This is a genomic window from Sinorhizobium garamanticum (assembly GCF_029892065.1).
GTDB lineage: Bacteria > Pseudomonadota > Alphaproteobacteria > Rhizobiales > Rhizobiaceae > Sinorhizobium > Sinorhizobium garamanticum.
In genome coordinates, this window is the sequence record NZ_CP120373.1 from 2,980,844 (window position 1) to 3,000,284 (window position 19,441).

Here is a 19,441-nt window from a genome sequence, read left to right on the forward strand (position 1 = left end):
CGTACGCCGCTGTCATGTACTATGTGCTTACATGAAGGGATCTGCATAACTCTTTGAAGCTGTGCAGTCCCAGATGAAGAGCCAGTGGCCAGGTCCCGGGATCGCGCTTATCCCCGTCTCACCAGTTCGGCAGAGCGTTCCGGACAGGGCGACCAGCCGCGTGTGAATCCCATGCCCATGGCGATCTGGGCCAGCGCCAGCTGCTCGCGCAGATGCTTGCAGTCGGCGAGCAGGGTGCGGATCGTCGCCTCGGCGTCGCCGTCGTGCCAAGCGAGCGCGGCTGCGACCTCATCCAGCCACTCGTCAAATTCCTCGATATCGGAACGCTCCGCGGCAGACATGGCTTCTCCTTCTCCGTGGATAGACGGAGTTCTCGTTTCGATGAATTTCAGATTGGCGGCCGCATGGCCCGTGAATGTTCCCAATATGTTCTCTTTTGGGCGGGAGTCAATCGCGTTTTGCGACGATGCCCTGCGCAATTTTGGACGGGTAGTCATTCCCGGCGCGGACGCGCCGCTGCGCGCAGCTATGATTTTCCTGCGGTTGCTCGGTCCAGTGCAGTTCCGAACGGAACACCGCACACACTTTCCCGGAATTGCTTAGTTGAGTCGTTCGCCGAAGAGCGCTTGCGGAAACAGTGAGAACATCGGCTTCTTGCTGAGTTCGATCGCGGACCGGTTTTTCGAGGCGAGCCATCGCCGTACGGACTCTTGCGGCGATTCGCCGGCGGCAATGGCGATCGACCGGCCCATGAGGTCGAGGCGGCGACCGCGATAGCCGAGATCGGCCGGGTGCCGGCCGAAGCGGGACGGGCCGAAATCCACGCACCAGCGCTTCCGGTGTGGAAACGGCTTGGCAAGACCACCCGCGAAAAAGGCCCATACGTCGATGTCTTTGAGACCATTCACGCCGTTGAGATAATGCAGCGCACTGCCCTGGGCCAGCACGATGAGCAGCACGCGATCGCGGTAAAGACCGGCGACCGGCGCACGATCGAAGATGGCCGCGAGCGTGCGCAGCGCGACGGCGGCGATCTCCTCAAGATCTGCCGGCGTCAGCCGTTCATAGGATCGTTCGCAGACGTCGTCCATCGTGAACACTCGCTCTCGTTGTGGCGGAGTTTTAAGTGTGGTTGGATAACGATAGCGACGAGGCCGGTATTCTGCAAAAAGCGGACGCCGGTGCCTCGCGTGAGGCTCCGATGCGAATGCGCTGGAGGTTGATCGGCGGCGTTGCCGATTCATACACGGCGCAGACGCGCCGCGTCCGTGGCGCTGGAGACCCGCGCCGCCCGCGAGAGGAAGGCTACTCAGCCTGCTCCCACACCGAATTGGCGCCGCGGATGACCTTCTTGATCTTCTTTTCCTTCTGCCAGTCGCGGCCGATGTCCTTGATGACCGGGCGCTTCTCAGGCGAGAAAATATAGCTCTTCTTGTTGCGGACGTATTCTTCCAGCGCCGGGTTCACGCCGTAGTAGAATTGCTTCTCGGGATCTTTCGCGGGATCCATGAGCCGCGCGACGTCCCGCACGAACTCACCTCGGAGAAGCGACGGCGATGTGGTGAAGATCGGGAAGGCGGTGAACTTCGGGATCTTGATGCCGAACAGCCGCACATATTCGTTTCGCTTGTGAAAATGGCCCTTCTTCGCGATGTCCCATTTCTGCTCGGCGGTGTGGAACGACACTTGCGCGACCGCAGAATCCTCAAAGGCGGTAAAAACGTCCGGGCCGATATCGGTGAGGGCGACCCAATCGTCTTCGAGATGCAGCACGAACTCTGCCGTGGTGGCCGACCAGAGCCGCCGGACGGCGCCGACGAAGCTCGGCGTTTCCGGCTCGAAGACGATCGCCGCCGGAAACCGGTTGCGGACTAGCGCGAGGCAGGCGGCGTGCGCCTCCTCATCGCCGAAGATCGGATCGAGGTTCATATAGACATTCTCGATCTCGAAGTGATCGAGCATCCGCTTCGACAGGCTTTCGAGCGTCGCGGCGAGCAGATCGGGACGCCGGGCGGCCACGATGCAAACGTCAATTTTCGGCATATGACGACAGCCTTGCGTTGAGCCGGGCGGAGGCGTACACGCTTGTCAACGCCGGCGGCGTGTGGTTGAGCAGGGGCTCATCAAGCGCCGCTTATATAATCAGGTCAACAAGGGCCTGCAACGGGGAAAACATGGCTCGCGTAAGTATCGCAGTTCCCACCTACAACGGTGCCGAGACGATTTCCGAAAGCTTGAATTGTATCCGCGGCCAGAGTTTCGAGGACTTCGAAGTAGTCATCTGCGACAACGCCTCCACCGACGGGACCAGCGAGATCTGCGCCGAATTTGCGCGAAAGGACAAGCGCTTTCGCCACATTCGCAGCAACATCAACGTGCCGGTGATGGAGAATTTCAAGAAGGCGCTCAATCTCGGCGAGGCCGATTATTTCATGTGGCGGGCCGATGACGACCTGACCGACGAGAACCATCTCGAGGCGACGGTGAACGCGCTCGACCGGGAGGGTGACGCCCGGCTGGCCGTAACCCCGGTCCACCGGATCAACACCTCGACGGGGCGGGAAGCGGATTATCCGCTGCCGGTGAGCGAGGGCGCCGATCGCCTGTCGCGGGCGAAGGCGACCCTGCTCGGTTGCCATCCGAGCTGGTTCTACGGCCTTTGGCGGCGCGACGCGGTCGTCGAGGACATGGCGGTGCTCCGGGACTATCACTATGCCTGGGCGGCAGATCACCTCACCACGATGCGGGCGATGATCAACGGCCAGGTGGCCTTCGCGCCGGAGGCGACCTTCACGCAGCGGATCATGCGCGAGGGCAGCTACCACCTGCAGCCGGTGGAACGGCTGGCGGCGCGACGGAAATATGTCGAGATCGCGTGCCGCATCATCGCCGAGACCGACTATTCGGCGAGGGAGAAGATAGCGCTGAGAAGGGCGCTTGAGCAGCACGCGAACAAGCGTGTGGCGCCGTGGTTCCGGATGTACAAGCGGGCGCTCCGGCAGCGGATCAGGGCGATCTTCAGCCCGGCGTGATGACGTCGCGTGCGAATCCTCAGTGGCGTGGCATCAGGCACGAAACGAGTTATTCGCGGCGCCGACCTGGGTGGCGGCTGGATTTTTGTGACGGGCACAGGAATGAGGGCGGGCAGGGCGGCCCGGAAAGATACCGCAATGCTAGAGGAGCGCCCGCCTCTCTCGCTGCCTTCGACGCGCACCCCAGTTTTTTTGATTGAGACCGGCATCGGCACTTGATCGATCGATGATTTATCCGTAGCGATGCGCTGCCGCTTTGCTCAGTGGGGGATCACCGCATCATGGAAATTTTTACGTCTGCCGGCTTGCTGGCGCTTATGCAGGTTATTGTCATCGACCTGGTGCTTGCCGGGGATAACGCCGTCGTCATCGGCCTTGCCGCCGCCGGGCTTCCGACCGAGCAGCGCAAGAAGGCGATTCTGGTCGGCATTATCGCCGCGACCGTTCTTCGCATCGCGCTGGCGAGCGTCACCGTCCAGCTCCTCGAAATCATCGGCCTGCTTCTTGCCGGCGGTATCCTTCTGCTCTGGGTCTGCTGGAAGATGTGGCGCGAGTTGCGCGCCAGCGTCGGTGGCGCGGGTGCCGAAGGGCATGGCGAAGTCCAGAAGAAGACCTTCATGCAGGCGGCGATCCAGATCGTCGTTGCCGACATCTCCATGTCGCTCGACAACGTGCTCGCGGTTGCGGGTGCTGCCCGCGAGCATCCGACGGTGCTGGTGATCGGCCTCGTCCTTTCGATCGCCATGATGGGCGTTGCAGCGGGCTTCATCGCCAAGCTGCTCAACCGCTATCACTGGATCGCCTATGTCGGTCTGGCGATCATCCTCTATGTCGCGGTCGACATGATCTACCGCGGATCGATCGAGGTCTGGCCGCACGTCGTGCCGGTCGTCGCAGCGATCTCCGGCTGATCTTCGCTTGCCAACGCGGGGCTGGCTTCCGGCCCCGCGCTGTCCGAGGTACGGCGCCGTAGGCGGTGGCCCTCTGGCGGGTGATAGGCGTGTTCAGCGTTCGGGCGTCCAGCATTTCCACACGGTTGCCCTTGCCTGATCGGCCATGCGCCTAGCGACTGCCAGCCTCCCCGCGTCGATTCATCCTAATATTTCATCCTAATATTGGCCGACTGGAAGGCCTTGGAAATGCTCTACCGTTTCGTCAAGCTGCACCCACTTATGTTTCGATTGTTCGAATACTGATATGGCAGGTGGCGCGAAGGCCGGGTTGGCAAATGAACCTACCGCCACCCCGATCCAGGACGGCGAAGCATCGGCCTTCCAATAGACGGTCGAGCCGCAAGTTGGGCAAAAATGCATTCGGACCTTGCGACCGGTCTCGGCAGTCCGAATGAATTCTGTAGACGTTCCAGATATTTCGACACAGTCAATCGAGTAGAACGCGTTAGCGCTGAACGGCGCACCAGTTCTTCGCTGGCAAGCGAAACAGTGACACAGCGCAGTCAATTGTGGCGGTTCGCTAAGCATCAGTCTAAGAGCGCCGCAGGCGCATTGGGCATTGGCCATGGAAACTCCTCCCGCTTGCACGGTGAGATTGCGTTGGATTGAGGGCTGAAGCGCAGGCCCGAAGCGCAATTGCGGTGGGCGATGCGAAGGGGCTGAGACCTGATACAATATCAGGTTCACAGGAACTCGACTCTGGATCGCGGAAATGCCGAGGTCTAGAGGAAACCCATCCGGCTGTGCAGTCCCTCGCTTGATGCCGGCCGCTGCATCTCCGTCAGGCGTGCCTGGCGCGCCCGCTCTGGCTACCGGGCGCTGTCGATGATCATTCCCCCATCCGGGGTAAGGCTGTAGCCCGTTATGAACTGCGCATCCTTGCTGGCAAGGAACAAGACGACCGGCGCGATGTCCTCTTCCGGCGATCCATATCGCACAAGGGCGTTGGTTGGCGGTGGAACTGCGACGTCGCCCCAGGTGTCAGCGATGGGAAGGACGTTGTTCACAGTGATCTTGTCTGCGCCCCATTCGCGGGCGGCGACCCTGGTCAGGGCACGGACCGCCTCCTTCGCCATTGCATAAGGTCCATAGTTCGCCATGCCGAGAACGCCGGCACAAGAGGCGAAGTTGACGACCCGACCGTCTCCACTGGCCTTGAGATAGAGATAGCATGCTTGCATCATCCGCAGACATGCGATCGGCCCCGTATCGAAGTTGCGTTGCAGTTGTTCGGCCGAGAGATCGATGATCGACGACGAGACCGAGGATGGATCGAAGGCATTGTTCACGAGAATATCGATCTGACCAAAGGCGGCCACGACTTTACCCACCGCGGCGTTGATCTGGTCGGGATCCGCGATATCGCAGATGATGCCGATCGCCGTGCCGCCGGCCGCTTGGATGTCTGCGACGACGCTGTCGACATTGCCAGACGTTCGTGAAAGCACAGCCACCTTCGCCCCTTCGGCCGCGAACAGTTTCGCAGTAGCGCGGCCGATGCCGCGACCTGCACCTGTGACGACAGCGACTTTTCCGTTGAGTCGACCCATATATTCGTCTCCTTCGATTGTTGGTGTTTTGCCGCGTCACAGCATCGCTGAGAGCATGTATGGCGACGGGATTTCGCGCGCTGCGTTCTGGGTGAGGAATGAGGCGGCGAGCAGCGCAAGGCCGACCGCTGCCGGCAGCGCGCTGCTCGGTTTACGAACGCCGAGATGGGCTAAGCCGGATAGCAGCAGATGATAGAACATCCCTGCATAAGCAAGGTCGCTGAGCCCCGCGCTGAAGCGGAGCACGATTGCAACCACGCCCAGGACCTTCACAATGGTGAGGATCGGCACGAGATATCTGGGATAACCGAGGTCGGCGAGAGCCTGCCGGACCCAGTCTCCTTTCGTTGCGTACATGCAAGCGGATGCTAGATAGAGCAGCGACAACAACGCCGTGCTGATCCAGTAGATGTAAATAGCGGCCATAAGTTTTTCCTGTCGCCGTTTCTGCGGCAACTTCTCTTTCATCGACTTTGCTGGTTGGTCTGGAAGCGCACTTTCATTCGCGCCGACAGCCTACATTGAAAATGTCTACTAAGATTGATATTGGCAAGTAGGATGAATAACTTGCTGCTAGTATGGAAAACCTGACTATGGTGGATGAAGAGATCAACATGCACGAGGAGATGCGCCGCGCATTCGCGCTGCTCTCAGGCAAGTGGAAGCTGGAGATCATGTGGCTGCTCAATCAGCGGGTCTACCGCTTCGGGGAACTCAGGAAGGCAATCCCCGGCATCACCCAGCACATGCTCACCGCGCAGCTCCGCGAGCTCGAGGCGGACGGCCTGGTATCGCGCACCGTCTTTGCGGAAGTGCCACCTCGCGTCGAATATGAGATCACGCCGAAGGCGCGCGGCCTCGGCCCGACGATGGAGGCGCTGACGGCGTGGTGGAAGGAGTACGGTCGCAGCGTGCCCGTCAAAACGAGTTCGCGCGGTCGCAAGGCGAAGGGCGCCAAGGCCCGCCCTCCGCATAATTAGTCGTTTCGTGCAAGAGGCCGCGTTCGAACAACCTTGCTCCCATCGCACTTCGGCGAGCATCGAACCGCCGACCCGGCCCCCGTGTTCGCCGCGCGACAGTGTCGTACTGCGGGTGACCGCTTTGACCGAGACGATCTATCTGTCCCTGTATCGAAAGGCTTCGACAAAAGTAGAGAACGCAGGCGAGGGATTGCGCCGGCTGGGATAATAGAGGCGGTAGCCCTGGAAGGTCGGGCACCAATCGACAAGGACCGCCCGAAGATGTCCGCTCTCAACATAGGGCCGAACGAGGTCTTTGGGCACATAGGCCAATCCTATGCCGTCGAGGGCCGCATGGATCGCTGGTCCGATGTCGCTCAGGATCAACTGGCCCTCCACACGGACGCTGAACTCGCGGCCGTCCTTTTCGAACTCCCAGGCATAGAGTGCTCCCAACGTCGGAAGCCGCAGGTTGACGCAATTGTGGCCCGTCAGGTCCTGCGGGTTTGCAGGTGCGGAGCGACGCCTGAAGTATTCCGGTGATCCGACCACGGCATAGGAGACGTCGGGACCGATGCGAACTGCCACCATGTCCCGCGCGACGGCCTCGCCGAGCCGAACGCCTGCATCGAACTGGCGCTCGACGATATTTGTGAAACCATTGTCGATGATGAGTTCCACGGTGATATCAGGGTAATCGTGCAGAAAGGCCGGCAGCCTCGGGCGAAAAACCAGGTCGATGGCGTCGTCGGGACACACGATACGGACATGACCCGAGGGCTTGTCACGCAGCGCGCCGATCGCGCTGATCCCCGCGGCGATGCTCTCGAAATGCGGTTGAATGCTTTCCACGAGGCGCTCCCCGGCGGCCGTTGGGGCGACGTCGCGTGTCGTCCGGGAAAGAAGACGGACGCCAAGCCGTCCCTCGAGTGCGCTGATCGTGTGACTCAGGGCGGAGCGCGTGACGCCCAGCTTGGCCGCCGCGCGTGTGAAGCTCCGCTCCCGAGCGACTTCGAGAAACGCCCTTATCTCGGTGAACTCGTCCCGCCGCATTGTTGAATCTCCTTCACCTCGGCATGCAGATTATAGCTTCTAGTCGATCAAAACAAAATCTGGCTATCTACTCCGGCGAGGGACAGGAGAGCACGCACGGCATGGCTATTCAGCTGGCACTCTGCTGCGGCTAGCCCCTGAGCCTAAAGCTGCGAAGTCTCGAATGGGAGAGCGTCATGTCTCAAGGAATTGAAAACAAAGTCGTCGTTATCACCGGTGCAAGCAGCGGACTTGGCGAAGCCACGGCACGTCACCTGGCCGAGCGTGGTGCTTCGGTCGTCCTTGGCGCGCGCCGGAGCGACCGTATCGCCGCGCTGGCCGCGGAGCTGACGGCGAAAGGCCATAAGGCCAAGGCTGTCCCGACCGACGTTATCGACCAAAACCAGGTCAAGAATCTGGTGGACGCCGCGGTGAACGAATTCGGCCGTATCGACGTGATGCTGAACAACGCGGGCCTGATGCCCCTCGCGCCACTCGAACGGCTCAAGATCGACGAGTGGGACCGCATGATCGATGTCAACATCAAGGGCGTGCTCTACGGCATTGCCGCGGCGCTGCCGCACATGAAGGCGCAGAAATCCGGACATATCATCAACGTGTCCTCGGTGTATGGCCACGTGGTCGATCCGGGGGCTACCGTCTATTGCGCCACCAAGTTCGCCGTGCGTGCCCTGTCCGAGGGACTGAGGAAAGAAGTGAAGCCGTACAACATCCGCACGACGATCATTTCTCCCGGCGCGGTCAGCACCGAACTCCTCGAGCACATCAGCGAGAAGGACATCCAGGCCGGAACGAAGGAGTTCGTCAGCAAGATCGCTGTCGGTGCGGACACGTTTGCCCGTACGGTCGCGTTTGCGGTGAACGAGCCTGACGACGTCGATATCAATGAGATCCTGTTCCGTCCGACCGCGCAGCTCGTCTGAAGCTGGTCCAATACTGCGCTGTTGCACTTGAAGCGACGCGATTCCGGACGGAAAAACCGTTACGCACTTTCCTGGAATTGCTCGGCTGCATCATTCCACGGCGACCTTTGCGCGTCCGACTGGACGCGCGGCCCTGTCGATATGAAAGGTCCCAGAGTGGTGCAAAAGGGGGCGGGGAGCATCGCTCTGGGACCTCTCACGCCTACGGCGGCGGGGGCTAGCCGTTGATTCCGCAGGCGTTTACGTGCCGCACTATGCATCCGGAGAAACACCAGGCAATGGGCCTAAGACCTTTGGCATGCCCCATCGGACTTAGGTCTGATACCTCGGGTGGATAAGTGCCCTAAACTTCTATTGCGCCGCGCGTCTTTTGAGACGCGCAAAGGTCGCTGTAGCACTTTTGAATCGCTGCATGATCTTGCCCTAAAATCGAATCCGATTTGAGGAATCATGCAGTAGCGAAAGAGTGAGGACTTCCGCCCCAACCACTGCGTATCCTATTGCGCCAAGCCTTTCCGGGATGCCGGCAATGAAGAGATTCACGTTTCTGGCAGCGCTCGCCGCACCGGCGATTGCTCTCGGCCTCGCCATAGCTGCGGTCGAGTGGCTGCAGCCGACGACGGGCGTATCGAATGAGACCACCGCATCAACCAATCCTCAGATGCGCGTGCCTTGATCGCGAAAGAAATCTTCCGACCGGGAACGGCTGTCGGAAAAAACAGCGATCTTCGTGCGCCTGAAAAAAGGCACGGCGCTGTCGAACCGACCTATGGGCACCGGTAGCCGACGATGTTTCCGGCGGCAAGTAGGCCTCTGCTCTCGCTATGGCTGCATCGCGGGTCATTCCACAACATAACACCGGACGAGACGCAACGGAATGCGTGCCCCCGGCGGAAGATTATGCGCCGCCTATTTGCCCCCAGGGATCAGCCCCGCCACGATCCGGTCCGAAATGCGCCCACTGTCCGCCAGTCCCTCGGCGACGCCCGCCCTGTCCGCCGCGGGGCGGTTCTGGCTCATCTTCCGTTTGCCCTCGATCCGGGTGATCGGTATCCGGAGCCCGACGATGCCCTTGAGCTGTGCTTGAACGAATGCCTCGGGCGCATCGGTGACCGCCCACCGCTCCGGCCGCTCGTGTTCGTGAAGATCGGTCAGACGCGTGACGACCTCGAGCAGGCGCGCGGTATCGTCGTAGAACTCCACCGGTCCATAGGCGTGCACCGCCGCATAGTTCCAGGTGGGGACGACCTTGCCGTGCTCGCGTTTCGACGCGTACCAGGAGGGCGTGATGTAGGCATCCGGTCCCATGAAGATTGCCATGGCGTCGCCGATCGGCGCGCTCTTCCATTGCGGATTGGCCTTGGCGAGATGGCCGTGGAGTGTCCCATGCTCGCCTTCGTCGGGATCGAGGAACAATGGCAACGGCGTCGCGATCAGGCCGTCCGAGGTGGCCGTCACGAAGTGGCAAAGCCGCGCCTCGCGCATCATCGCGTGGAGTGCGGCGCGATCATCTTCTCTAAAGGCTGGCGGTGTGTACATTGAGCTTTGTTCCTGTGTTCGGACCTGTGTCGTCAAGCATGGTCATTTCGCGAACTTCCGTGCGCCGGCGACGCAGAGGATGACCCCGACCGTCACTGCGAGCATCGTGAGGCTCACCTCTTCATCGAGCAATGTCGCAGCCAAGGCCAGTCCGAAAAACGGCTGCAGCAGCTGCAATTGCCCGACGGCCGCGATGCCGCCCTGCGCCAGTCCCCGATACCAGAAGATGAAGCCGATCAACATGCTGAACAAGGAAACATAGGCGAGACCAACCCACCCCGATGCGCCGACCTTAGCGAATGACGGAGGCATCAGGGCGAGCGCGATCGCGAGCATGACGGGCAGCGACAGGACGAGCGCCCAGGAGATCACCTGCCAGCCGCCAAGGGTGCGCGACAGCCTTGCCCCCTCGGCATAGCCGAGCCCGCAAGCGACGATTGCCGCGAGCATCAGGGCGTCGCCGACGGGCGAGGCCGAGAGGCCCTGCGCGAGCGCAAAGCCGACCACCAGCAGGCTTCCCGCGACGGAAAACATCCAGAAGGCGGGACGAGGGCGCTCGCCGCCGCGAAGCACGCCGAAAGCCGCCGTCGCAAGCGGCAGCATCCCGATGAAGACAATCGAGTGCGCTGACGTCACGTGTTGAAGCGCGAACGCGGTCAGCAGGGGAAACCCGACGACGACGCCCAGGGAGACGACCGCCAGGGAGAGGAGCTGGTCAGCGGTGGGCCGCTTCTCCCTGAAGGCAAGAAGAAGGCACAGAGCGAGCAGGCCCGCGTTGCCAGCCCGGGCGACGGTCAGGAACACCGGATCGAAATCGAGCACGGCGGCCCTGGTCGCGGGCAGCGAGCCGCTGAAGATCAGCACGCCGAGAAAGCCGTTGATCCATCCGCTCGTCGTCTTGTCCATGGTCCATCCTTTTTGCGGTATCCGCCGAAGTCGCCAGAGTATTCTCTGCATGTTCATTTGAACGCGGAGCGCTCTGGCGTCGCCAGAGACAATCCAGTACAGTTCGACAAAACTGTTATGCATCATGGAGCAGTACAGATGGGTATCGCAGCGACAGCGGAGGGTGGCGGCACACGTGTGGCGGCAGTGATGAACGCGATCCGGCAGCGCATTGCCAACCGCAGCCTGACGCCAGGGAGCAAGCTGCCGTCGGTCCGCGCTTTCGCGACGACCATGCAGGTGTCGACCTCGACCGTAGTGGACGCCTATGAGCGCTTGGTCGCCGAAGGGGTGATTGCGTCGAGACCGGGCTCCGGCTTTTACGTTTCCGGGCAAGTTGTGCCTCTGGCATTGGCGGAGATCGGACCCCGGCTCGACCGCGCCGTCGACCCGCTATGGATTTCCCGGCAATCTCTCGAGAGCGGCGACGCGACGCTCAAGCCCGGCTGCGGCTGGCTCCCGCCTTCATGGATGCCAGGGGCGGCGCTGCGCAAAGGGCTGCGCGGCCTTTCGCGGGCGGAAGATGCCGCTCTCACCGACTACGGGACGCCGCTCGGTTTTCCGCCGCTCCGCCAGCTGCTTGCGCGGCGCATGATGGAGCGCGGCATCGAGGCCTCGCCCGACTGCATCATGCTGGCGGAGTCGGGCACCCAGGCGATCGACCTCCTCTGCCGCTTCTTCCTCGAAACCGGCGACACGGTGCTTGTCGACGACCCGTGCTACTTCAACTTCCACGCGCTGCTGCGCGCCCACCGCGCCAAGATCGTCAGCGTGCCCTATACGCCGACGGGGCCGGACATCGAGGCCTTCGCCAGGGTGGTGGCGGAGCACCGGCCGCGCCTCTACATCACCAATTCGGCCATCCATAATCCGACCGGTGCCGTTCTCTCTCCCGTTGTTGCCCACCGGGTCCTGAAGCTCGCGGACCAGTTCGACCTCACCATCGTCGAGGATGACATCTTTGCCGATTTCGAGCTTACGCCCGCGCCCAGGCTGGCGGCCTTTGACGGCCTCAGCCGCGTCGTCCACATCGGCAGCTTCTCGAAGACGCTGTCGGCCTCGGCGCGTTGCGGCTTCATTGCGGCGCGCCCGGAATGGATCGAGGGACTGGCGGACCTCAGGATCGCCACCTCCTTCGCCGGCGGACGCCTTTCGGCCGAGCTCATCTACAATGTGCTGAGGGACGGCGGCTATCGCAAGCACATGGAGGCGCTCCGCGCGCGATTGGCCCGGGCAATGGCCGAGACCGGTCCCAGGCTGAAAAAGCTCGGCATCGAGCCCTGGCTGGAGCCGCAGTCCGGCATGTTTCTCTGGTGCCGCTTGCCCGGGGGGCTCGACGCCGCCGACATTGCCCGGGAGGCCCTGACAGACGATGTGGTGCTGGCGCCTGGCAATGCCTTCAGCCTTTCCCAGTCGGCTGAGGCGTTCATGCGGTTCAACGTTTCGCAATGCCTGGACGATCGGGTGTTTGAGACGCTGGGGAGAGCGATCGACAGGCGGACTTCGCCGGGCGTTTCGGTGCGGGCATGAGCACACGCGCGTGAGTTGGGTGAGTTGTGAACGGCCACCCACCCACCTCATTCCTGTGCTCGTCACAGGAATCCAGCAGCGCCGCGTCCGCGGCGCGGGAGGCTCCTCGGAATCGATGGCGCGAATGATCGCGGGTTACCCCGCAGGACGCCCGACCCACATCTCGTTCGTCTCGAAACTGGAGGCCACGTCATTCACGGCGCGGACGCGCCGTGGCTGGATTCCTGTGACGAGCACAGGAATGAGGGAGGGCTGCCGTGCGCCTGCCCAACTGACTTGATGAGAGCGCGTTGCCGGTCGCACCACCAAGGAGCGTAAGAGCGTCCGTCCGAGCGACTTCACGTTACGTCACCCGCAATCGAAGCACGGCCCACGAAAGCGCGGCTGGCCACCGCGATGACGAGTGCGGCGACGATCAGGACTGCGGCGACGGCGAAGGTGATGCGCATGCCGGCGGCGACGGCCTCGGGGGTTGCCGCGGTGATCTCGCTTACGCCGGACGCAAGCGCGAACACCGCCCCCATGAAGGATGCGCCGGTGACGAGGCCGAGATTGCGGGAAAGGTTGAGCATGCCGGAAATGATGCCGCGCTCGCCAGGCCCCACATCCTTCATCACGGCGGTGTTGTTGGCCGCCTGGAACAGGGCGTAGCCGGCGGTGACCGCGACGATCGGCGCGATGTAGCCGGCGACGCCGAAGCCTGCCGGGAACAGCGAGAGGAGAAACGCGCCGGCGGCGATCGCGGTAAGCCCCGCGACGGTTATCGGCTGCGCGCCGAGCCGGTCGACAAGGCGGCCGGCGGGGACGCCTGCGAGGGCCGCGACGAGCGGGCCGGCGGACATGGCGAGGCCAACGAGGGCGGCGTCGAGGCCGAGCCCACGCGAGAGATAGAACGGCCCGACCACCAGCGTCGCCATCATCACCGTCGAAACGAGTGCGCTCATGGCGAGGCCGGCGGAAAGCACCGGATCGCGGAACATCGCGAGGCGGAGCAGGGGCGAGGCGGTCCGCGCCTCTGCAAACACGAAGAGGCCACCGGCGAAGACTGCCGCCAGCAGCAGGCTCAGGTTGAGCGGACCAAAACTGCTGCGGCCGATCGTCATGGCGAGCGCGTAAGCGGCGAGCGTCAGCGCCAGCAGCAATGTGCCGATCGTGTCGAAACCCGCCCGATCCTTGGGGGCCTCGCGGTCAACGGGCAGGGTGCGGAACGCGAGGAAGAATGCCGCGAGGCCGAGCGGCACGCCGGCGAGGAAGATCGCCCGCCAGCCGAGGCCGGCGATCAGGACGCCGCCGAGCGAGGGACCGAGGGCGGTGCCGATCGCCGATGTCGTTCCGAGGATCCCCATGGCGCTGCCGGTCCGTGCCTTCGGGACCGTCTCGCCGACCATCGCCATCGCAAGCGCCATCATGATCGCCGCGCCAAGGCCCTGCGCCGCCCGTGCCGCGATCAGCATCGAGAGCGTCGGCGCGACGCCGCAGAGCACGGAAGCAACGGTGAAGACGGCGATGCCGGAGATGAGCAGACGGCGCCGGCCGACCATGTCGCCGAGCCGCCCGACGCTGACGATGAGGGTGGTGATGGCGAGAAGATAGGCGAGCACGACCCATTGCACCTGCTGAAAGGAGGCGTCGAACGCCTCCGTCAGCGCCGGCAGGCCGACATTGGCGATGCTGGTGCCAAGCGAAGAGAGCAGCATGGAGAGGGAAAGGGCGGCGAGCGCCCAGCGAAAGGAGGGCGTGGGTTCGCTCCCTTCGGCGATCGCCTCCGTTGGTCGCGTCGTTGATGTCATCGGCATGAGCTCCTTTTCCGGCTTTCGAACGGCCGGCTGAAGGGTAGCCACTTGCAAGGCATGGCGGAACGCGCACCGTTTGCACTTCATTCGTGCGTTTGACGCCATGTCGCCATCCGCTATAGTGGCGCCATGTCGAAACCCGACCTCAATCTGCTTGCCACCCTTGATGTGCTGCTTTCGGAAGGCAGCGTTGCCCGCGCGGCCAAACGGCTGCGGCTCAGCCCATCGGCGATGAGCCGGGCGCTGGCGCGGCTGCGCGCGGCGACGGGCGATCCGCTGCTGGTGCGGGCCGGGCGCGGCCTGGTGCCGACACCGCGCGCACTCGAACTCAGCGCGCGCGTCGGCCAGCTGGTCGAGGAGGCGGAAGCGGTGCTGAGACCGCAGGAAAGGCTCGATCTCAAACGGCTAAAGCGGACCTTCATTCTCAGGACGAGCGATGGCTTCGTGGAGAATTTCGGGCCGGACCTCATTTCCCGCGTCGGCGAGGAGGCGCCCGGCGTGCGGCTCTGCTTCGTGCCGAAGCCGGACCGAGGCAGCGGGCCGCTGCGCGAGGCGACCGTCGACCTCGAAACCGGCGTCGTCGGGGAGGCGACCAGTCCGGAGGTGCGCACACAGGCGCTCTTCCGGGACAGGTTCGTGGGAGTCGTGCGCATGGGGCACCCGCTTTGTGAGGGCGAGGTGACGCCCGCCCGTTACGCGGCCGGCCGGCACGTCCTCGTTTCGCGTCGCGGGCTCGACAAGGGGCCGCTTGACGAGGCGCTGGAGGCGCTCGGGCTCGAACGCGAAATCGTTACGATCGTCGGCGGCTTTGCTGCCGCCCTGGCGCTCGCCCGCGCCTCCGACCTGATCGCCAGCGTTCCCGAGCGACACACCGGGGCGCTCAGGGCCGGAATGCACAGCTTTCCGCTCCCGGTTTTCACGCGGGAAATCACGGTGTCGATGCTCTGGCACCCGCGCCTCGATGCCGACCCGGCCCACCGCTGGCTGCGCGGATGCGTGCGTGAGGTTTGTGCGAGGCAGCGGGCGGGTTGATCGGCGGGCGAGGGGCGTGCGTGCTCGTCACGTCAGTTAAGGCTTAAGGTCAACCGGACAGGAGTCTCCTGCGCCCAAGGACCTGGGCGCCCTCATTCTTGTGACGAGCACAGGAATGAGGGCGAATGGGGCGGGCCGCTCAGCTCACTTCGCCGCCGCACCCGCGGTTCTCGGCGCTCTTAAGAGACCGTTTGAAAACGGGGTGGCGGTTTGAGGCGGTCCATTATTCAAGCTTCTGATGTGGACAGCAGCCAATCGTGTCCGGATGGCCGCCGGTGTTGGGGCACCTCAAGCGTCCGTTGTTAGACTACAGCGCCGCGCGTCTTATCTCCCGAGCAAAGGACGCTGTGGCACTTTGAATTGCTGCCTGTCTTCTTTAAATCGAGGTCGATTTAAGGAGACATGCAGTAGGCGACACCTCGTAGATTGGAACGACACCTTGGAGATTGGAAACATGGCGCTCAAGCGGATGGATAACGTAGGAATCGTCGTCGAAGACCTCGGAGGGGCGATTGATTTCTTTCGCGAACTCGGCCTCGAGCTCGAGGGGCAGGCCACGATCGAAGGAGAATGGGCCGGACGTGTCACTGGACTGGGCGATCAGCGTGTTGAGATTGCCATGATGCGCACACCGGACGGCCACAGCCGGCTCGAGCTCTCCTGCTTCCTTACGCCGCCTGTCGTCGCGGATCACCGGAGCGCCCCGGTCAACGCCCTGGGCTACCTCCGCGTCATGTTCGCCGTGGACGACATCGACGCGACGCTTGAAAGGCTCCGCAGGCGCGGCGCGCAGCTCGTAGGCGAAGTAGTGCAGTATAAGGACGCGTATCGGCTCTGCTACATCCGTGGGCCTGAAGGGCTTCTCATCGGACTCGCCCAAGAACTCAGCTGAGCGCAATAGAAGCCACGATCCATGTCGCATGGGCGGTCTTCTGCTCCGACGTATCAGCCCCTGACGTTCTCAAACGCACTCTAAGCGCAAGCTCTACCGCCATCGGCCGACCGTTCCTTCGGCGGGCTCGATCTGGTCGACGGGCTCGATCTGACGCGACCATAACCAAGAATTCCTTCATTCCCGTGCTCGTCACAGGAATCGAGCCGCACCGCGTCGGCGGTGCGAGAGACTCCACGGGGTCGACAAGGCAAGTGCTTCGCGCCCGATGGGCATCTCCGCCGCCACGCCTCAAGCACCGAATGGACGTCAATCATGGCGCGGGAGACTCCGTTGCGACTTGCAATCTGCAACGATTCGTAATAATTGAAGTTACATGAAACGCGATAGCCGCCTCTCCTCAGTCCTCCATGCGCTCCTCCACATGGCCGAGCACAACGGCTCCATGACTTCGGAAGCGCTGGCGCAATGCATGAACACCAATCCCGTCGTCGTGCGCCGCACGATGGGGCTTCTGCGACAGGCGGGTCTCGTAGCCTCCGCGCGCGGGCATGCCGGGGGGTGGACCATCACCGCCGACCTCGGCACCGTCACCCTGCGCCAGTTGCACGAGGTGTTGGGGGAACCGGCCATCTTTGCCATCGGCAACCGGAACGAAACGCCGGATTGCCTCGTCGAGCAATCGGTGAACGCCGCGCTCGACGCCGCCTTCGCAGACGCCGAGGCGCTTCTGCTCGAGCGTTTTGCCCATGTCACCCTGGCCGATCTTGCCGCCGACTTCGCCCGTCGGCACGCAGAGCGGCGCATTAAAAGGAATAAGTGATGCAGAATGATGTGATCGTCGTCGGCGGCAGCTACGCCGGAATGGCCGCCGCCCTCCAGCTTATCCGTGCCCGTCGCACCGTCATGGTGATCGACGCGGGGCTCAGGCGTAACCGTTTTGCCAGCCATTCCCACGGGTTTCTCGGACAGGACGGCGCGGACCCCGCCGAAATTGCCGGGAGCGCGCGGGCGCAGCTCATGGCCTATCCGACGCTGACATGGGTCGACGGCCGCGCGGAAGCCGCCGGCGGGGTCAAGGACGCCTTTGCCGTCACGACTACGGATGGCGCCCGGCACGAGGGGCGGCGGCTGCTTTTTGCCGTCGGCGTGACCGATCAGCTGCCTGAGATCGACGGGATGGCGGAACGCTGGGGGAGGAGCATTTTCCACTGCCCCTATTGCCACGGTTACGAACTGGAACGGGGGCGGATCGGGGTGATCGCGACGGGGCCGATGTCGGTGCATCAAGCGCAGCTCATTCCCGAATGGGGCGAGGTGACCTTTTTCACCAATGGCGCGCTGACGCTCGACGACGCTGCCCGCGCCGACCTCAACTCACGGGGCGTGACGATCGAGGAGACGCCGGTGAGGAGGATCGACGGCCATGCCGATGTGCTTCTCGCCGACGGGCGGGCTTACTCTTTTGCCGGGCTCTTCACCGCTCCGCGCAACGCCCCTGCGACGCCGATCGCCGGGACGCTCGGCTGCGATATCGATGAGACGCCGTTCGGCACGCAGATCCGCACCGACACCACGAAGGAAACCACGGTTCCCGGCGCATTCGCCTGCGGCGACGTGGCGCGTACACCCCATTCGGTCTCGCTCGCCGTGGCCGACGGTGCATGGGCGGGCGCGCAGCTGCATCGGTCTCTGGTCTTCTGACGCGTACGACCCTGCGCTTCCCGCGACGGAGCCGTCGCGGCTTTACATTTCTTTACATTCTCCGAGAACGCTCGAAACGTTGCCCTGTTAGCTTTCCCTCCATTGCAGCAGGCGCTGCGGAGTGAAGGGAGAATGACTATGGAAAATGAGGACAAGAACCTGTCGAGCCACACGGCCAGCGGACCCGCTTCGAGTGGCTGGAGTCGGCGCGCCGCGATCGGCGGTCTCGCAGCCGTCGCGGTTGTCGGCGGGATCGGTTATGCAGCCGCGCGCAGCGATGATTTCGGCTTCGGCATGGGTCGTTTCGGTATGGGCGGCCACATGATGCACGCGCATATGGGAGGCGGCTTTATGGAACACCGGATCGGCTCCGTGCTCGACGAGCTCAACGCGACGCCCGAGCAGGAAGACAGGCTTTGGGACATCATCGACAAGGCGCGCTCTGAGATCAGGCCGACTTTCCGGGACTTCCGCGAGACGCGTGAGGAGGTTATCGAACTCCTCGGCGCGTCGACCATCGACCGCGCCGCCGCCGAGAAACTGCGCAGTGAGCGCATCGCGGCCATCGACGAGGCCTCGCGCAAGATGACGACCGCGCTCCTCGACGCTGCGGAAGTGCTGACGCCGGAGCAGCGCGCCAAGCTCGTCGAGCATTTGAAGGAGCGCAGGGGCCACGGCCGGTGGTAAGACTCGGCTGGCGAGTTGGCTACTGCATGTTTCCTCTATCCGATTTAAGGATAAGAACATGCAGCAATTCAAAGTGCTGCAGCGACCTTTGCGCGTCTGATAGGACCGGCGGCGCTGTAGGCGACTGAAACGGAGCGCAAGAAATGGCGGAACGGGTCTTGATCGTTGACGACGATACGCGCCTCTCCGCCATGCTTGCCGACTATCTCTCCGGAAACGGCTACACCGTCCACACCGCCGCGACGGCCACGGCGGGCCTCGCTGACCTCGGCCGTCATGGGCCGGACGCCGTGATCCTGGACGTCATGCTTCCTGACTTCGACGGCTTCGAGACCTGCCGGCGCATGCGCGCCGTCTCAGACGTGCCGATCCTGATGCTCACGGCCAAGGGCGAAGAGACAGACCGCATCGTCGGGCTGGAGCTCGGTGCCGACGACTATCTGCCGAAGCCCTTCAATCCGCGCGAACTGCTGGCGCGGCTAAAGGCGATCCTGCGCCGCCGCAACGGCAGCGCGGCGGTTTCGCGGACCTTTCGCTTCGGGCGGCTGGAGATCGATCCGGGATCCCGCGCGGTCAGGATCGACGGCCGCGAATGCGCGCTGACCAGCTACCAGTTCGACCTGCTCGTGGCGCTCGCCGAAAATGCCGGCCGCACGCTGTCGCGCGAGCAGTTGATGGACATGGTCAAGGGCGAGGAGCTGGAAGCCTTCGACCGTTCCATCGACGTCCACATCTCGCGCATCAGGGCGGCCATCGAGAGCGATCCCAAGCACCCGAAGCGCATCATCACCGTGCGCGGCGCCGGCTATGTTTTCGCCCGCTTCCAGGACGACGAGAGATAGCATGTCG

General features: G+C 63.2%; 22 protein-coding genes. 12 read left to right on the forward strand and 10 right to left on the reverse strand.

Annotated elements, in window-relative coordinates; all coding sequences use genetic code 11:
• Positions 1-107: 107 nt before the first annotated feature.
• From PZN02_RS13915 to PZN02_RS13925, 3 genes are all read right to left on the reverse strand, one after another.
• The gene (locus PZN02_RS13915) at positions 108-341 is read right to left on the reverse strand and encodes a hypothetical protein (RefSeq protein WP_280658557.1); all 234 of its coding nucleotides are present in this window, start codon (positions 339-341) and stop codon (positions 108-110) included.
• Positions 342-599: 258 nt separating this feature from the next.
• Positions 600-1,091: a hypothetical protein gene (locus tag PZN02_RS13920; RefSeq protein ID WP_280658558.1), complete on the reverse strand. Its 492-nt coding sequence runs from the start codon at positions 1,089-1,091 to the stop codon at positions 600-602.
• A 214-nt stretch (positions 1,092-1,305) separates the two neighbouring features.
• Entirely contained in the window at positions 1,306-2,043 is a 738-nt protein-coding gene (locus PZN02_RS13925) for a glycosyltransferase family 2 protein (RefSeq protein ID WP_280658559.1), read from the reverse strand.
• 131 nt (positions 2,044-2,174) lie between these two features.
• Here PZN02_RS13925 and PZN02_RS13930 point away from each other — a divergent pair, with 131 nt between their 5' ends.
• Together PZN02_RS13930 and PZN02_RS13935 are read left to right on the forward strand one after the other, a co-directional pair.
• Entirely contained in the window at positions 2,175-3,032 is an 858-nt protein-coding gene (locus PZN02_RS13930) for a glycosyltransferase family 2 protein (RefSeq protein ID WP_280658560.1), read from the forward strand.
• A 281-nt stretch (positions 3,033-3,313) separates the two neighbouring features.
• Entirely contained in the window at positions 3,314-3,943 is a 630-nt protein-coding gene (locus tag PZN02_RS13935; RefSeq protein WP_280658561.1) for a TerC family protein, read from the forward strand.
• 198 nt (positions 3,944-4,141) lie between these two features.
• Here PZN02_RS13935 and PZN02_RS13940 read toward each other — a convergent pair whose 3' ends face one another.
• From PZN02_RS13940 to PZN02_RS13950, 3 genes are all read right to left on the reverse strand, one after another.
• Positions 4,142-4,552 carry a GFA family protein gene (locus PZN02_RS13940; RefSeq protein ID WP_280658562.1) on the reverse strand — a complete coding sequence of 137 codons (411 nt, stop codon included), beginning with the start codon at positions 4,550-4,552 and terminating at the stop codon, positions 4,142-4,144.
• Between the two features lie 242 nt (positions 4,553-4,794).
• Positions 4,795-5,535 carry an SDR family NAD(P)-dependent oxidoreductase gene (locus tag PZN02_RS13945; RefSeq protein WP_280658563.1) on the reverse strand — a complete coding sequence of 247 codons (741 nt, stop codon included), beginning with the start codon at positions 5,533-5,535 and terminating at the stop codon, positions 4,795-4,797.
• Positions 5,536-5,571: 36 nt separating this feature from the next.
• Positions 5,572-5,961 carry a DoxX family protein gene (locus PZN02_RS13950; protein WP_280661496.1) on the reverse strand — a complete coding sequence of 130 codons (390 nt, stop codon included), beginning with the start codon at positions 5,959-5,961 and terminating at the stop codon, positions 5,572-5,574.
• Positions 5,962-6,113: 152 nt separating this feature from the next.
• On the opposite strand from PZN02_RS13950, the gene PZN02_RS13955 reads away from it, so the two are divergent.
• Positions 6,114-6,515, forward strand: a complete 402-nt coding sequence (locus PZN02_RS13955; protein ID WP_280658564.1) for a winged helix-turn-helix transcriptional regulator — start codon at positions 6,114-6,116, stop codon at positions 6,513-6,515.
• A 135-nt stretch (positions 6,516-6,650) separates the two neighbouring features.
• On the opposite strand, the gene PZN02_RS13960 is transcribed toward PZN02_RS13955, so the two are convergent.
• Complete coding sequence (locus tag PZN02_RS13960) at positions 6,651-7,547, reverse strand: LysR family transcriptional regulator (RefSeq protein WP_280658565.1); 897 nt, start codon at positions 7,545-7,547, stop codon at positions 6,651-6,653.
• A gap of 176 nt (positions 7,548-7,723) precedes the next feature.
• Between PZN02_RS13960 and PZN02_RS13965 the strand changes: the two genes are divergently transcribed.
• Together PZN02_RS13965 and PZN02_RS13970 are read left to right on the forward strand one after the other, a co-directional pair.
• Positions 7,724-8,470, forward strand: a complete 747-nt coding sequence (locus PZN02_RS13965; protein WP_280658566.1) for an SDR family oxidoreductase — start codon at positions 7,724-7,726, stop codon at positions 8,468-8,470.
• A gap of 529 nt (positions 8,471-8,999) precedes the next feature.
• Entirely contained in the window at positions 9,000-9,146 is a 147-nt protein-coding gene (locus PZN02_RS13970) for a hypothetical protein (protein WP_280658567.1), read from the forward strand.
• A 233-nt stretch (positions 9,147-9,379) separates the two neighbouring features.
• Here the strand turns inward: PZN02_RS13970 and PZN02_RS13975 are convergent, their stop codons facing one another.
• Entirely contained in the window at positions 9,380-10,009 is a 630-nt protein-coding gene (locus tag PZN02_RS13975) for an FMN-binding negative transcriptional regulator (protein WP_280658568.1), read from the reverse strand.
• A gap of 42 nt (positions 10,010-10,051) precedes the next feature.
• On the reverse strand, positions 10,052-10,915 hold the full coding sequence (locus PZN02_RS13980) for a DMT family transporter (RefSeq protein ID WP_280658569.1): 864 nt from the start codon (positions 10,913-10,915) through the stop codon (positions 10,052-10,054).
• A gap of 138 nt (positions 10,916-11,053) precedes the next feature.
• Between PZN02_RS13980 and PZN02_RS13985 the strand changes: the two genes are divergently transcribed.
• Positions 11,054-12,484, forward strand: coding sequence for an aminotransferase-like domain-containing protein (locus tag PZN02_RS13985; RefSeq protein ID WP_280658570.1), 1,431 nt, complete (start codon positions 11,054-11,056; stop codon positions 12,482-12,484).
• A gap of 338 nt (positions 12,485-12,822) precedes the next feature.
• Here PZN02_RS13985 and PZN02_RS13990 read toward each other — a convergent pair whose 3' ends face one another.
• The gene (locus PZN02_RS13990) at positions 12,823-14,274 is read right to left on the reverse strand and encodes an MFS transporter (protein ID WP_280658571.1); all 1,452 of its coding nucleotides are present in this window, start codon (positions 14,272-14,274) and stop codon (positions 12,823-12,825) included.
• Between the two features lie 132 nt (positions 14,275-14,406).
• On the opposite strand from PZN02_RS13990, the gene PZN02_RS13995 reads away from it, so the two are divergent.
• The 6 genes from PZN02_RS13995 (at position 14,407) to PZN02_RS14020 (ending at position 19,434) form a co-directional block, all read left to right on the forward strand.
• Positions 14,407-15,309, forward strand: coding sequence for a LysR family transcriptional regulator (locus tag PZN02_RS13995; protein WP_280658572.1), 903 nt, complete (start codon positions 14,407-14,409; stop codon positions 15,307-15,309).
• A 454-nt stretch (positions 15,310-15,763) separates the two neighbouring features.
• The gene (locus tag PZN02_RS14000; RefSeq protein WP_280658573.1) at positions 15,764-16,201 is read left to right on the forward strand and encodes a VOC family protein; all 438 of its coding nucleotides are present in this window, start codon (positions 15,764-15,766) and stop codon (positions 16,199-16,201) included.
• A gap of 376 nt (positions 16,202-16,577) precedes the next feature.
• Positions 16,578-17,024: an Rrf2 family transcriptional regulator gene (locus PZN02_RS14005; RefSeq protein ID WP_280658574.1), complete on the forward strand. Its 447-nt coding sequence runs from the start codon at positions 16,578-16,580 to the stop codon at positions 17,022-17,024.
• Entirely contained in the window at positions 17,024-17,905 is an 882-nt protein-coding gene (locus tag PZN02_RS14010) for an NAD(P)/FAD-dependent oxidoreductase (RefSeq protein WP_280658575.1), read from the forward strand. Before PZN02_RS14005 ends, PZN02_RS14010 begins: the two co-directional genes overlap by 1 nt.
• A gap of 138 nt (positions 17,906-18,043) precedes the next feature.
• A complete protein-coding gene (locus PZN02_RS14015; RefSeq protein WP_280658576.1) occupies positions 18,044-18,592 on the forward strand; it encodes a Spy/CpxP family protein refolding chaperone in 549 nt (182 codons plus the stop codon).
• A 143-nt stretch (positions 18,593-18,735) separates the two neighbouring features.
• Positions 18,736-19,434: a response regulator gene (locus PZN02_RS14020; RefSeq protein WP_280658577.1), complete on the forward strand. Its 699-nt coding sequence runs from the start codon at positions 18,736-18,738 to the stop codon at positions 19,432-19,434.
• Positions 19,435-19,441 lie beyond the last annotated feature (7 nt).